This window comes from Enterocloster sp. 210928-DFI.2.20 (genome assembly GCF_020554465.1).
Taxonomy (GTDB): domain Bacteria; phylum Bacillota; class Clostridia; order Lachnospirales; family Lachnospiraceae; genus Enterocloster; species Enterocloster bolteae.
Map to the genome: position 1 here is coordinate 212,715 of NZ_JAJCHK010000001.1, position 14,070 is coordinate 226,784.

A 14,070-nucleotide genomic window follows, 5' to 3' on the forward strand; every position below is an offset into this window, starting at 1 on the left:
TCCTATGAGTAGCGACACTCAAAAAGATCGCTATCGCCAAAGTATTCCAAAAGTGATTTAATATAGTTGCGCATAAGCGGCAGGCTCAGTGAAGCACCTATAAAGGCACTTATATTTCCGATTTCTACAAATTTTCCCTGGCGGAATTTTGAGACGGTTTGTCCTTCCAAACTGGGAGGAAGACTGCCGTCTTTTGCCTTTTTTTTGATGAACTGAACCATTTCCTCAGTATTACCGTCAAAGTTACCATTGGCGATTAATTTGCTGCAATCGTAAAAGCAGTCTACAGTAGTATATAAGTCCCGTATTTGCTGTCTATCTAAAGGGGCGGCATTTTTCGTCAGAATTTTTTCCATGACATACAGATACATTTCAATAGCGGAATCAGCATGTCTCTTTTCGCCGTATATTTCATAGTCCAAGGGAATGCTTCTCTTGAAAACGTCCTTTTTTTGTGAGCCATAAGAAGAAAGCTCTGATAAATTCAATATATTTATAAATATCTCTAATGTGCCTGTGGGAATAGAATTTTTGCTGTCTTTCAGAAGTTTTGTATAGGTTTCCAGTACTCCCCATAATTCATCCCACTCATCGGATATACCGGCTTCCTCTAATTGTTCTTTTAATGAATATAATTCAGGTATATTTTTTGGGGCTTTATATAGGTAAATATCTGCATCTGTATTCGCCAGCTCATCCTGATACTCTGGATTGGTTATATATTCCAAAAGGCAGACTTGTTTACCTTCAACGGTCATAGAAAGATATTTGGCATTTATCAAAACAAATTGGTAAAGTTTTGGATATGAAAGTTGAATTCCCAATACACCTAAAAGTAAAATGTTTTTAAAATCAGGTGTGCTGTTGATGCCCTGCGTACAATTAACCATGCTGTTTAAAGCGTAAACATTAAGGAGCCTTTTTATTGCGCGCGGATTGTTTGTAGTACATGTTTTCATTAGTTTAAATAAATTATCACTTAATTCAGAATCATTCACAGTGATGCCAAATCTCCCCAGCATGTTTGTTACATATTTTTCCACATTATAATAATTAGTGGGCACCATGAAAGGCAATTGTATTATTTTTTCAAAAAAGCTTCGGGCCTTACTTTCCCGGGTCTCTCCAAATTTAGCCTTTACCCCCCTGATTACCACGTCGTAATCAATGGCAAGAACGAAGATACATTTCTTACAATCCAGATAATTTTTTATGATTTCCATTAGTTCAACTGCCCGGCAGGGATCGATCCGGTCCAGATCATCAATGAAAAAGACAATTCTGTCATATTTATTTTGATAACAGCTGTAATCAACAAATGATTCGAACGTATCCTTAAATTTTCGGATGGATTGAGATTCCGTATTCAAATATTTTTGGTAATCCCATTCATTGTCTTTGCTGAGTGTATTTGCAATTATATTTGTGATATTATTAACTCCTGTTTTTTCTTGGAACACTCTGTCCATATAATTGGAAGATATTACCTTTAATAACTTATATATGTCTTTTACCGGGTCCGCTTTATTGAGAGATTGACTGCTGCATACATCCTCTCCTTCAAAAACCTGTTCTATTAAATCTGTAATGAACATTATGTTTAAGCGTGAGGCGGAATCAAACTGGGCGTATTGCCAGGTGTTAAACCATATGGATTTATATTTAAAATTTTTGGTATGGTCAAGCTGCTCCCGTACCATGTTCATGATACTCGTTTTGCCGCTGCCCCATTCTCCCTGGATGGCAATTGTCAATGGGGTTTCACAACTTTTTATAAAGTTGGCAAGTCCGTTTATATAATGCTTGATATCAAATTCATCTTCGTATGCAGGTAAATCCGTAACGGAAATTATCTTTGTATCATTTGCTCTCACCAGCAGGTCCTCCAGTATGTATTAATTGATGCCATATGAAATTATGGGTTTTGTAAAATTATATCATAACATGCCATGTGTGGATAGAACCATCTTATAAGTATGGAATAATTTAGATAGAAGCAGGTTGTCCCTTGTATTAAACCGTCCCTGTATGGTAGAATGACTCTGAGTAAGAAATACCAACAACAAAGGAGAACGGATATGTCTGACTGTAGGAAGTATGTGGATTATATAATGGAGCAGGCCAAGAACCTGTTAGCCATTGACAGTCCTTCCGGATACGGCAGGGAAGTGACGGAGTACCTGTTAAAGGAATTGGAGGCATTGGGGGTGCAGGCCCGGCGCACGGTTAAGGGAGGCGTCATCGCTGATTTTGGCGGCAGGAATAAGGAAGACGGGATCCTGCTGGAGGCCCACTGCGACACCCTGGGAGGCATGGTTGCCCAGATTAAGGAAAACGGCAGGCTGAAGCTGACTAACATAGGAGGCATGAAGCCGGCCAATGCCGAGGCTGAGAATGTGCGTATTATTACCAAAGCGGACGGAATCTATGAGGGAACCTGCCAGCTGGTGGATGCCTCCGTACATGTAAACGGCAGCTATGAAAAGACCGAGCGCACATGGGATACGGTGGAAGTGCTGGTGGACGAGGACGTTACGTGCAGGGAGGATGCAGTGAAACTTGGCATCATGCCCGGCGACTATGTGTGCTTTGAACCCAGGACAAGGATTACCCCATCCGGATACATCAAGAGCCGTTTCCTGGATGATAAGCTGTCTGCAGCTATTTTGATGGGGTATGCCAAGTATCTTAAGGATGAGTCCGTGACACCTGAGCGCCGGGTGTATGCTCACTTTACCATCTATGAGGAAGTGGGGCACGGCGGTTCTGCCTCTGTTCCGGAGGGCGTAACCGAAGCCTGGTCCGTGGACATGGGCTGTGTGGGAGAGGGCCTTCAGTGTACGGAGCGTGAGGTATCCATCTGTGCAAAGGACAGCGGCGGACCCTATAACTACGATATCCTGTGCCGCCTGGTGGAGCTGGCCAAGGAGCATGGAATCGGCTATGCCGTGGACGTGTATCCACATTACGGCTCTGATGTTGAAACAACCCTGAAAGCAGGCCATGACGTGCGCCATGCTTTGATTGGGCCGGGCGTCTACGCATCCCATGGATATGAGAGAAGCCACAGGGATGGTGCTGAGAATACGTTCAGGCTGATTCAGGCATATATCGGGTAAGTCTGGGAAAATATTATGGAATCCCAGCCTTGACAGTGAAAAGGAAGCAAACACCGCTGGAAGCCTCATTCTGTAAGGCTTTCTCAGCGGTGTTGCTTCGTTTTAATAGATAGTCTTTTTTCTCCTGGGGAGAACTTATAACAAGATTCTTATTAGGCTCCTGTATGTAAGCGGATGCTTCCTGAGCCGTATGCCTTTTATCAATAAACATGCAAAATTTTCATGGCAGCCAGGGGATGCTTTACTTAGATTTCCAACTTAACAGCAGTAGTTGGAGGTTTATCTATCCATAAATGAAAATCAGCAGCATCCGGCCGCTGAATTAGCGGAAAACCGGGGAATGGGGAAAGCTTGGCAGAACAGATTTTGGAACATGTTACCCGGAAGGGGACAGACTATGGTAAAATGAAATCATCAAATAAGCATGGAGCGCAGGAGGGTTATGAAAAAAGGTATTTTGATATGTGTACTGATTGCCGGTGTGCTGGTGTCCACCGGATGTTCCGGGAGCCGTGTGAAGGCTCCTGAGCGGGTGTTTGAACCTGAAGAGGCATTTTTTGAGATTCCCCACAGCAGCTTTGAAGCGGAGTGGCTGGAGGGAGGCATGAAGGATGAGGACGGCCATGTCTATGAGGAGGTCTATGATTTTGTTCTGGCCATGGACAGGGCGGTGATTCCCTACACTGTGTCCGGAAAGCTGATCCAGACCTGTGAATATAACCCCTCTGAGGGCAGCTGGAATGTGGAGCGCCGCACAGAGGACGTAACCCAGGAAATGGATCTCACCAAGTACCGCTGGAAGCTGGAAAATGATCCTGTGTACGAATACACGGAGACTTTCATCAAAACCGGTCCAAATACCTTTGAGACCGGGGAGCCGGATCATCCCACGGGTATTCATTTTACAGTGGATATCTTGTCCGGCGGCACGAATCTGAAGGATGAGAGTGGGAGGACCAACCTGCCTGGCGGACAGTGGACCGCCAGACTCTATCTTGAATCCGACAACCTTTTGGGGGGTAACTTCAAGGGGGAGGCGGCCATTGATTTGCTGGGCGGTTTTTACGGCTACAATGATTTGCGGTGGGTGGTGACCATTGATGAGCTAAAGCGTGTGGAAAAGGAGCTGAATACCACGGATGAGGAACGGGCCAATGAGCTGCAGGAGGGATTCAGAAAGTCATTTCCAGAGGCAGACAGCTTCGAGGTCATGGATTTTGAACTTATACAGGACTGCAATAAGGAGCTGGCTTCCTCAGACTTCGGCGATGTGGGTGTGGACGCGGCGGCAGCTGCAAAGGACAGGGACGGCGCATTGATGGGCTGGGTGGTGAATGCCCATTCAAAGGACAGTTACATGGGAAATGTGGCTGTCTCCGTGGCGTTTGAGAGCGGCGGCACCATCCGCGGCCTGGAGTTCCTGGTGCTGGAGGATACGCCCGGACTGGGCATGAGAGCCAGTGAGGATGTCTTTAAGGAACAGTTTGAAGGAAAGGGCGGAGAGGCTTTGACTGTGACGGATTCCGGGAATCCCGGGGATTCGCAGATAGACGCCATCAGCGGGGCAACCATTACGTCCAATGCGGTCACAAACGCAGTCAATGGGGCCATGTACTATGTACATCATTACACAGAAGCAGGAGAGCAGGCCTTGTAACCGTTTTGCACCCGCACCGGCTGAACGGCTGCATTTGCGCATCCGCCTGCATGCAGGAGTCCAATAAAAATCTCCTGAATATTATATAATAACCTAAATATCGCCTGCCGGCGCGAGCACGGTGCGGCGATATTTTTTGTGCTGTAAAAGGCATGGCACATAGGTACGTCCTTCTGTTCATATATTAATGATAGGGGAGTGCCGTGACACAGGTAAGCTTCCCATGTCAGCATACAGGAAGGAGGGGATTGGATTTTGTGAATAAACGCATCATATGGGCGGCCCTTACCGGGCTCATGGTGCCTTATGTAGGGACCCTTGCATGGACAGGCACAATCCGGGGAGAGGAGCTGCGCTATGAGCAGCAGAAGGAAATATCCGGCAGACGGCGGATTCTTTTGGACCGGACCAGCGGCTCCTACTATATGGATATGGAGGAATACCTGCCCGGAGTTATTGCCAGGCAGATACCGGTGGAGTACGAGCCGGAAGCACTGAAAGCCCAGGCCATTATTGCCAGGACATACATATGCAGGCAGATGGAGGGCACCGGGGATGGGGAGGAGATAGCGGAATCCGCCCTGGATATGGATTATCTGGAGGCGGACCAGTTAAAAAAGCTGTGGGGTTCCAGCCGGTTCCCGGAATATTACAAAAAACTGGAGGACGCGGTCAAGGCCACCTCCGGCATTGTCATGACCTACGAGGGAAAATGCATTGACCCCATGTATTGCAGGGCCACAGCGGGCATGACCAGGCAGGGGGATTTTACTCATCCCTATCTCCAGACCGTGGACTGTCCCGGGGACGTGGAGGCAGAGGGATACATGCAGATGCTTTCCTTTTCCAGGGAGTCGTTTGTGTCGGATATCAACAGCATACCGGCCGGGGAATCCGGCTCCAGGACCATTGAGGCATCCCAGGTACCGGACACCATACAGATTGTGTCCAGGGACGATGCCGGGTATGTGGATACCGTGCAGATTGGCAGCGCGGGCTATACAGGCGAGGAGGTACAGTATGCCCTGGGCCTGGCTTCCTCCTGCTTTGTGCTGGAGCCCTATGAGGACGGAATCAGGGCAGTGGTGAAGGGTATCGGGCACGGCTACGGGCTGAGTCAGGCCACTGCCAACGAGAAAGCAAAGGAGGGATGGAAGGCCGAAGATATCCTTGGATATTTTTATAAAAATATTGCTTTCATTTCTGAATAAGTAGCCTTGGTTTGGTAAGAATAGTACCGAGGTGATAAACGTGAAAGAGAAAGTAAACCAGATGTTCAAGGATAAGCTGTTTCTTGTCATGCTAGTGTTAGGCCTGCTGACTATAGTAGCCGCAGCAGGAGTGATTACCGTACAAAGAGGAAAAGGTAATGAGACGAATCCATACCTTGAAGTGCCCCAGCCAGAAATGATTGCCCAGGAGACCGCACCGGAAATGCCGCAGGTGGCAGGTGCCTCCGACGCGGCAAAAGAGACACAAAAGAGCGAGCCGGCTCCTACCAAGGCAGCCGTGGCCCAGAACGCCAACCAGGGAAATGATCTGGCGGCGGAAGCTGGAGCGGGAAAGGATGCAGCTGATGCGCTGGTGCTGAATTTTACAGATACCAGCAAAATGGAATGGCCCGTTAAGGGAAATGTGCTTCTGGACTACAGCATGGACCAGACCATTTATTTCCCTACCCTGGACCAGTACAAATGCAATCCCGGCCTTGTAATCCAGTCTGATGTGAGTACTCCGGTGGGTGCCCCGGCCAATGCCAGGATACTGGAAGTGGGCTCCAATGAGGAAATCGGAAATTACGTTGTCATGGACCTTGGCAATGAGTACACAGCCACCTGCGGCCAGTTAAAGGAAGTCTGCGCGGCAGAGGGCGAGTATCTGAAAAAGGGACAGACCCTGGGCTATGTGTCAGAGCCTACAAAGTATTATTCCGTGGAAGGCGTCAATGTATTCTTTGAGCTGAAGCATCAGGATAAGACGGTGGACCCCTTAGATTATATGGAATAGGGTCCGGAACATTATCGGGAAAACGTAAATAGCGGAAAGTAATCCGGGAAGAGCAGAAAGCAGACAGATGTTTTCTGTTCTTCCTTTTTGCACGTAAAATAAGGGAAAAACCGCCTCATAACAAGAAAGTACCATCCCGGAATGAAAGTACAACTCAGAAAAACACGAAAGTATTCCTCCGGCATTGATTGCAAATTGACTAAAAACACTGCGGTATTGTATGATTGGGCTGTACAAATTGAACATGCAAGCTTGCAGCATATGTGAAATGGTAGAAAAGCAGGATAAACAGAGAGAAAACATAGTGTATAGGAGGATTATGATGAATAAGAAAATGATTGCGCTTTTAACCTGTGCGGCCATGTCCGCGTCAGCCATGACAGGATGCGCTTCTTCAAATGCAGGAGCATCCGGTGAGGGAAATACAGCGGCAGCAGGGGACGGCAGCGGAAAGGTTACCATAAAGGTACTGGACAATTACGGAGGAATGGTGGAGGAGATGATTTCCGTATATGAAAAACTCAACCCGGAAGTAAACATTGAGTATGAGTATGTTCCATCGGACTCCTACTATTCTAAATTTACGGCGCTGAATGTGGCAAACGAACTGCCGGATGTGGTCATGACCAACTCCCAGTTCATCGGGGACCAGGTGCAGAGCGGCCTGCTGGTGGACCTGACTGACGCAGTGGAAAACGGACAGAATTATGAGAAGGATGCAAACTGGGGAGAGACGCTCAACCCCACTCTGTTAAGCAACTGTAAGGCTACCCTTAAGGCAATTGGTTCCGACTATGCGGACAAGCTGTACGGCGTGCCCTTTACCATGACTACGGTGGCTGTTATCTACGATAAGAATGTATATAAGGAATTGGGACTGAATGTGCCGTCCACATGGGAAGAGTTTGAGAAAAACTGCGAGGCCATAAAGGCAGCAGGCAAGATTCCTGTATCCATGCAGCAGCAGAACATGGACTGGTGGCCGAGAATCTTCTGGGACCAGTACTGCCGTGAGGAGCTGGACGCCAATCCCAACGCCTTTGAGGACGGTTCCATGACCTTTTCTTCTGAGAGCGTGAAAAAAGGCCTTGAAAAGTTCAAATATATGTGGGACCAGGGATGGTTCCCGGAGTCAGGCCTTACCGGCAACAGGGAGACCATGCAGCAGCTCTTTGTGCAGAAGGAACTGGTGCAGGTTATGCTGCAGCCGAACTACCTTTCCTACCTGACGGAAAATGTGCCTGAGGGAGTGGAGCTGGCTTCCTATGCCCTGCCGGGCGTGGAGGGAAAGCCAGCCAGATGTCTGGGCGGATCCAGCAGTATCTGGGCAGTGACCAATTCCTCTAAGCACCAGGAGGAGGCCATCGAGTTCGTGAAGTTCATGACATCCAAGACTGCGTTTTCGGAAGATTACGCAAAGTTCATCAACCCCGGACTTACCAATTTTGAGCTGACCAGCGACAACGAGGCCATGCAGGGATATATTGATGCAGGCAAAAACGGTTTCATCCCCGACATCTATGTGCCTGTGAACATAACCACGGAAATCCAGAACACGTTCCTGACGGATCTGGAGCCCAATTACCTATTAGGCACCTATGACATAGATTATGTGACGGATCAGCTGAACCAGCTCTATGAGGAGACCTATCTGTCCAACCTGAACTGACACAGGGCATAACCGCAGGCAGTATAACCATAGGCGATATAACTGCAGGCGATATAACTGCAGGCCGTATAACCGCAGGAAGTATAACCGCAGGCAGCATCATCACAGGCAGTTTCACCAGACATAGCCCGGAAATCAGGCTGTAAGGCAAGGCGGCGCAGGAACAGGCACAGGTTCCTGCGCCGTATCTGGCAATGCCCGTCCCAATAGGAGGAGATATAACAATGAAATCATCCCAAACATTAAAAGAAAGAAAGGAAATGATGACAGCGCTGGCCCTGATTGCCCCCACCATCATTGTCATGGTCATTTTCCTTTACATACCCTTTGTTAACGCGCTGCAGACCAGTTTTTACAAGTACAATGGTCTGGGAGCCCTGGAACATTTTGTGGGGCTTAAGAATTATGCCAAGGTACTGGCGGACCCCAAGTTTGTCCGTTCCCTGTGGAACACATTTTACCTTATCATGGTCAGCTTTCTTGCCATTCCCATCGGGTTTGTGTTTGCCTATATCCTGTATGTGGGCGTACCGGGCAAGAAAATCTTCAATGCGGGTCTGTTTATCCCCTATCTGATATCCATGGTGGTGGTGGGATGTATATGGAGAATCATCTATGACCCAACCATCGGACCGGTGGACCAGTTCCTTAAGATGGCAGGACTGGGAAAGTATGCAAAGGCCTGGCTCAGCCGTCCTGAGACAGCCCTATGGGCCATTGCGGTTACCTGGATATGGCGATCCCAGCCATTTAATATGCTGATTATGTATGCCAATATCACAAAAATGCCTGAGGATTTCCTGGAGGCGGCCCAGATTGACGGCGCTAATTTCCGGCAGAAGCTGTTTTACATTATCATCCCCTATTTAAAGCCCACCTTCGCGGTGCTGGCCATGCTGACCGTAACCAACGGACTCAGGCTCTTTGACCTGATATGGGTCATGACCCAGGGCGGACCGGGAGGCGCCTCCGACGTCATGACATCCTATATTTACACAAAAGCATTTACAAACAGGGACTTCGGCGCTGGTACGGCTGCCTCCGTCATACTGATGCTTATTATGGTGGCGATTATGGCGGTTAAAACCATTGTCCAGAAGAAAAGGGCAGGGAGGACTTCATGATGAATAAGAAAAATGTATATAAATTATTTCTGTTTCTTTTTATGCTGCTGGCATTTTTTATATCCGTATACCCTCTTTTGTGGGTGGTCATCCAGTCCCTTAAGACAGAGACTGAGTTTTTGGAGAGTATCTGGACCCTGCCGGCCAGGCTCAATTTCCAAAACTATGCCACGGCCTGGAACGATGCCGGCATGTCCCGGTATTTCATGAACAGCGTGGTGGTTACCCTGGTAACCACTGCCGTGAACCTGGTGTTTGTCACCTGCGCCGGATATGCCTTTGCAAAGCTTACATTTCCGGGCAAGACCTTCTTTTATTACATGATCATCTTCAATCTGCTGATACCCACGGCTATTATTCTGCTCCCCATGTTTACCATGGTGAACCGGATGCATCTGGTCAATACCCTTCCGGCCCTGGTATTTCCTTATTTCCAGGGGTTTGCTCCCATGGGACTGATTATCTGCCGGAACTATTTTGAGGATCTGCCCGATGAGTTAATGGAGGCGGGGAAGCTGGACGGATGCAGCAACATGCAGGTGTTCCGCAAAATCATGCTGCCCCTGGCAAAGCCCATCCTGGCCACCATGGCCATTCTCTCGGCCATGCAGGTGTGGAATGAATACCTGTGGGCTCTGACCTCCATTACGGACGAGAGCAAATATACGCTTTCTGTGGGTGTGGCCCTGTTCAATAAGAAAACGGAGACAGTGGGTTATACTCCTGTGTTTGCAGCCCTGTCCATCAGCGCTCTTGTGATTGTGGTGGTATACCTGTGTATGCAGAAGAATTTTGTTAAGTCCATTGCCGCCGGTGCGGTGAAGGGATAGGAGGAAGGGTATGGATTTGATTCGTGATTTTAAGGACCCGGGAAGGGAATACAGCGTGCTGGCCTTCTGGTTCTTAAACGGGGAACTGAAAAAGGAACGCCTGGCCTGGCAGATTGGCCAGATGGTGGAAAAAGGCGTGTACGGGGGCTTTATGCACCCCAGGGCCTACCTTAAGACTCCTTATCTGGAGGATGAGTGGTGGGACGCTGTCGGGGTCTGTGTGGAGGAGTCCAGGAAACAGGGATTTGCTCCCTGGCTCTACGACGAGTATGCCTGGCCCAGCGGCACCGCAGGTAGTACCTTTGAATATGGATTCCAAAAGCCTTCCAGGATACTGTCCCGGGGAAGGGACAACATGGCAAAGGGACTCTGGGCGGTGAAAAAAGATGCCGGGAATAGGGGCTGCGGGAATGAAGGCGCCGGAAATGAGGGCGGCGGAAGTCAGGGCGGCGGAAATCAGGGCGGCGGAAATCAGGGCGGCGCCAACCCGGATGCCGCCAACCCGGAGGATAAGGGACAAAGCGGCGCCAATCCGTCCTCAATGCCGTACCGCGTGGTTAAAAGAGATGGTTTTATCTATGAGTTTTATGAAAAAGTATTTGAAAAGGCCGTGGACTATCTGAATCCCGAAACCATTGCCTCCTTCATAAAACTGACCCATGAGGAATACAGAAAGCGGTGGGGGGAGGATTTTGGGAAACTGATACCGGGTATCTTTTTTGACGAAATCTACATGATGGGAAATCCCCTGCCCTGGACGGACCGGCTGCCTGGACGGTTCCGGGAGACATACGGTTATGACATACTGGACGAGCTTCCTTCTCTTGTGGACGGCGTGTCTGAGCGGGACAAACAGGTGCGAAAGGATTATTTCTCCCTCGTAACCGCCATGTATGAGGAAGCGTTTTTCAGGCAGATATCAGACTGGTGCGGGAAATACGGTCTTAAGCTGACAGGCCACACAGAGGAGTTTTTGTGGGAACATCCCAGAAGGCAGGGTGATTATTTTAAGACCATGCGCCATCTCATGGTGCCGGGCTCTGACTGCCACGATTACCGGTACCGGTATCCCAGAAGGATTACATACTGCGAGCCCAAGTATTCTGTGTCCGTGGCCAGAATATATGGAAAAGAGAGGGCTATGTCGGAAGCCCTGGGAGGCGCGGGATGGAACTGCACCATGGAGGAATTCAAAAAGGGAATCAATACTCTGGCCGCCATGGGAACCGGAATGTTCATCCTCCATGGATTCTACTACGAGTGTGAGCACCAGGGTTCCCAGAGTGACTGGCCCACCAGTTTTTTCTATCAGAATCCTTACTGGGACTATTTTAAAATATTTGCCGACTACATAAGGCGTCTATCCTTCATGAACAGCCAGGGAAATCCTGTGGTAGATTACGCCATCCTGTATCCCATAGGGGACATGGATGAAAATATGGAGAACGGAGAGGAAAATCCCGCAGGTCAGGCCATAAACAACGGATTCCACCAGGCCCTCAACTGTATGATTGAGCACCAGCTGGACACGGATATGGTGGACGAGGAATCCATTTTAAATGCTCATATATGTGACGGAAAGCTGTGCCTGGGGCAGCAGCGTTTTAAAGTGCTCCTCCTTCCGGAAGGGGGAAGCCTGATGGAAGAAACCGTGGCAAAGCTGGAAGCATGGACAAAGGCCGGAGGCAGCGTCCTGTTTTACAGGACCGGTCTGGCTCACGAAAACCGGTCCGGCGAAAAACGGTCCGGCGAAAACAGGGCTGGCGGGGACAGGGCGAACGGATGCAGCGTAAACGGATACTGGGACACGGTCCTCAGGGGAAATGTACACAGCATCAGCCGTATTCCGGAAGCAGCAGCCGGACTGGCTGCGCCGTCCGCATCCGTGATTTACGGAAATACCGGAAACATCTTTTTGAATCATAGAACGGCAGGGAATGTTGACTATTATCTGGTGGCCAACAGCAGCGATGAGAGGCGTAATCTGGTGCTGTCTTTCAGCCATGCTTCTACACCGGTCCTTTTGGATATTGAAAAAGGGGATATGGTGCAGGCTGTATACACTCAGGCGGGCACCGCCCAAATGTGCGGAGGCCGTCAGGCAGGCAGCGGTGTCCTGATATACATGGATTTGGAACCGGGAGAAGCTGTCTACGTACTGTTTGGTTTGGAGGAAGATACAATCAGACAGGCAAAACCGGCCCTTACGGGGGATATCCGGTGGGAGGAAGAGTGGATTACAGGAAAATGGGATTTTCTTCCCCTTTCCCCGTCCGGCCCGAATCATGGAGATAACGCACACAATGAAGAGAGTACGGATCTGGTAATCCCAATCGCAGAATTCACCTCTGATGTATCCTCCGGAACAGAGACCATCCGGATCTGCAACCAATCCGGGGAGGATGGGAGCTGCGGCCGCCATATGAGCCTTTGGAATGGACGGTGGATTACACGCAGACGAAGCTGGAATGACCAGCTGGATGCATCGGATCTGTATTTCAGAAAGACGGTATTCCTGGAACATGCGCCTGAAAAGGCGGAGTTCTGCGTGGCAGCGGTGGATTCCTTTGAGTGCTTTATCAACGGGACAATGGTTTACAAAGGAATCAGCAACGGAGAGCCGGTGGTATTTGGTGATAAGGGCCAGCTGACCCAGGGGGAGAATATTCTGGCATTCCATGTAACAAACCGCAACCCGCTTCATGATGTATATGTCTGCTCCGCAGAGGAGCTGCCCCCAGACCGGTTTATTTCCCTTCTTATGGAAGGAATCATCGTTCAGGGAACAAACGTGGAAGTTGTGAAAAGTGACAGCACCTGGATTGTAAATGACAGTCTGATTAAAGGGTGGGAACAGCCGGATTCGGACGGGCGGTTTACGGCAGCCGGCTTTGATGTCCGGAAGGTCCTGAATTTCAATTATACAGGTCTGGAGCATGTGTGGCTGAAAGCCTGGGAGAGGGGAAAACCGCCTTTGAAGCCGTGGGGGGACCTTCCGTTATTTGGGCAGACCCTGACCTATCCCAGAAAGCTCTGGTATACAGTCACAATACCTGCCGGAGCGTCAGTTCTATATGAGCCTGTTACAGCCGGAGCAGCGGTCTGTATGCTGGACGGCAAAGAGGTGCATTGGGAAAATGGCGTACACATACTCCCGGACAATGAGCGCATTCACATACTCACCATACAGATAACGGCAGGCGGATGCAGCGACGGTCTGAAACAGCCAATCCGCGTAACCATGAAGGCAGTTGCTGTCAATCTTTCGGACTGGCGTATGCTCGGACTTCCGTGGTTCTCCGGAAGGTGCAGGTATACAAACACATGGTCCGTGGAGCAACTGGAGGGCACGTACATGCTGGAGCTTGGCGGGGTAAACCACTGTGCCCAAATCTGGATCAACGGCAGGCTGGCAGATACAAGGCTGTGGCGTCCCTATAGGGCGGACATCACCTCCCTGCTCAGGCCCGGGGAAAATGAGATTACCATATTGGTATCCAACCTGGCCTCCAATGAACGGCGCCACATGCTGGTGGACGAGGGAATGGCCCTGGGATGGAACCGGTACTGGAACGAGGACAACATGGACCGGGACAGCCGGAATTATGTGTCAGGCCTTCTGGGACCGGTAAGGCTTCTTCATGTGATATCCCCAAAACCATAA

Annotated in this window: 9 protein-coding genes; 8 read left to right on the forward strand and 1 reads right to left on the reverse strand. The window is 49.4% G+C overall.

Features of this window, described 5'->3' with window-relative positions:
* Nucleotides 1-2: 2 nt before the first annotated feature.
* Nucleotides 3-1,874: a KAP family P-loop NTPase fold protein gene (locus LI015_RS00940; protein WP_227123757.1), complete on the reverse strand. Its 1,872-nt coding sequence runs from the start codon at nt 1,872-1,874 to the stop codon at nt 3-5.
* A 204-nt stretch (nt 1,875-2,078) separates the two neighbouring features.
* On the opposite strand from LI015_RS00940, the gene LI015_RS00945 reads away from it, so the two are divergent.
* The 8 genes from LI015_RS00945 to LI015_RS00980 all read left to right on the forward strand — a co-directional run bounded on the left by LI015_RS00945 (nt 2,079) and on the right by LI015_RS00980 (nt 14,070).
* Nucleotides 2,079-3,119 carry a M42 family metallopeptidase gene (locus LI015_RS00945; RefSeq protein WP_002577758.1) on the forward strand — a complete coding sequence of 347 codons (1,041 nt, stop codon included), beginning with the start codon at nt 2,079-2,081 and terminating at the stop codon, nt 3,117-3,119.
* 442 nt (nt 3,120-3,561) lie between these two features.
* Nucleotides 3,562-4,776, forward strand: coding sequence for an FMN-binding protein (locus tag LI015_RS00950; protein WP_227123758.1), 1,215 nt, complete (start codon nt 3,562-3,564; stop codon nt 4,774-4,776).
* Between the two features lie 257 nt (nt 4,777-5,033).
* On the forward strand, nt 5,034-5,987 hold the full coding sequence (locus LI015_RS00955; RefSeq protein WP_002567884.1) for a SpoIID/LytB domain-containing protein: 954 nt from the start codon (nt 5,034-5,036) through the stop codon (nt 5,985-5,987).
* Nucleotides 5,988-6,027: 40 nt separating this feature from the next.
* Nucleotides 6,028-6,783 carry a peptidoglycan DD-metalloendopeptidase family protein gene (locus tag LI015_RS00960; RefSeq protein ID WP_002567883.1) on the forward strand — a complete coding sequence of 252 codons (756 nt, stop codon included), beginning with the start codon at nt 6,028-6,030 and terminating at the stop codon, nt 6,781-6,783.
* Between the two features lie 319 nt (nt 6,784-7,102).
* On the forward strand, nt 7,103-8,452 hold the full coding sequence (locus LI015_RS00965; RefSeq protein ID WP_227123760.1) for an ABC transporter substrate-binding protein: 1,350 nt from the start codon (nt 7,103-7,105) through the stop codon (nt 8,450-8,452).
* 224 nt (nt 8,453-8,676) lie between these two features.
* Nucleotides 8,677-9,576, forward strand: a complete 900-nt coding sequence (locus tag LI015_RS00970) for a carbohydrate ABC transporter permease (protein WP_002571771.1) — start codon at nt 8,677-8,679, stop codon at nt 9,574-9,576.
* Nucleotides 9,573-10,406: a carbohydrate ABC transporter permease gene (locus LI015_RS00975; RefSeq protein ID WP_117626073.1), complete on the forward strand. Its 834-nt coding sequence runs from the start codon at nt 9,573-9,575 to the stop codon at nt 10,404-10,406. Before LI015_RS00970 ends, LI015_RS00975 begins: the two co-directional genes overlap by 4 nt.
* A gap of 10 nt (nt 10,407-10,416) precedes the next feature.
* Nucleotides 10,417-14,070 (forward strand): glycosyl hydrolase, encoded by a 3,654-nt coding sequence (locus LI015_RS00980; RefSeq protein WP_227123762.1) that lies wholly within the window; start codon nt 10,417-10,419, stop codon nt 14,068-14,070.

Excerpts from the sequence above, each read along its gene's own strand:
- LI015_RS00945 (WP_002577758.1), top strand. The coding sequence starts at position 2,079 with ATGTCTGACTGTAGGAAGTATGTGGATTATATAATGGAGCAGGCCAAG.
- LI015_RS00950 (WP_227123758.1), top strand. The coding sequence starts at position 3,562 with ATGAAAAAAGGTATTTTGATATGTGTACTGATTGCCGGTGTGCTGGTG.
- LI015_RS00965 (WP_227123760.1), top strand. The coding sequence starts at position 7,103 with ATGATGAATAAGAAAATGATTGCGCTTTTAACCTGTGCGGCCATGTCC.
- LI015_RS00970 (WP_002571771.1), top strand. The coding sequence starts at position 8,677 with ATGAAATCATCCCAAACATTAAAAGAAAGAAAGGAAATGATGACAGCG.
- LI015_RS00975 (WP_117626073.1), top strand. The coding sequence starts at position 9,573 with ATGATGAATAAGAAAAATGTATATAAATTATTTCTGTTTCTTTTTATG.
- LI015_RS00980 (WP_227123762.1), top strand. The coding sequence starts at position 10,417 with ATGGATTTGATTCGTGATTTTAAGGACCCGGGAAGGGAATACAGCGTG.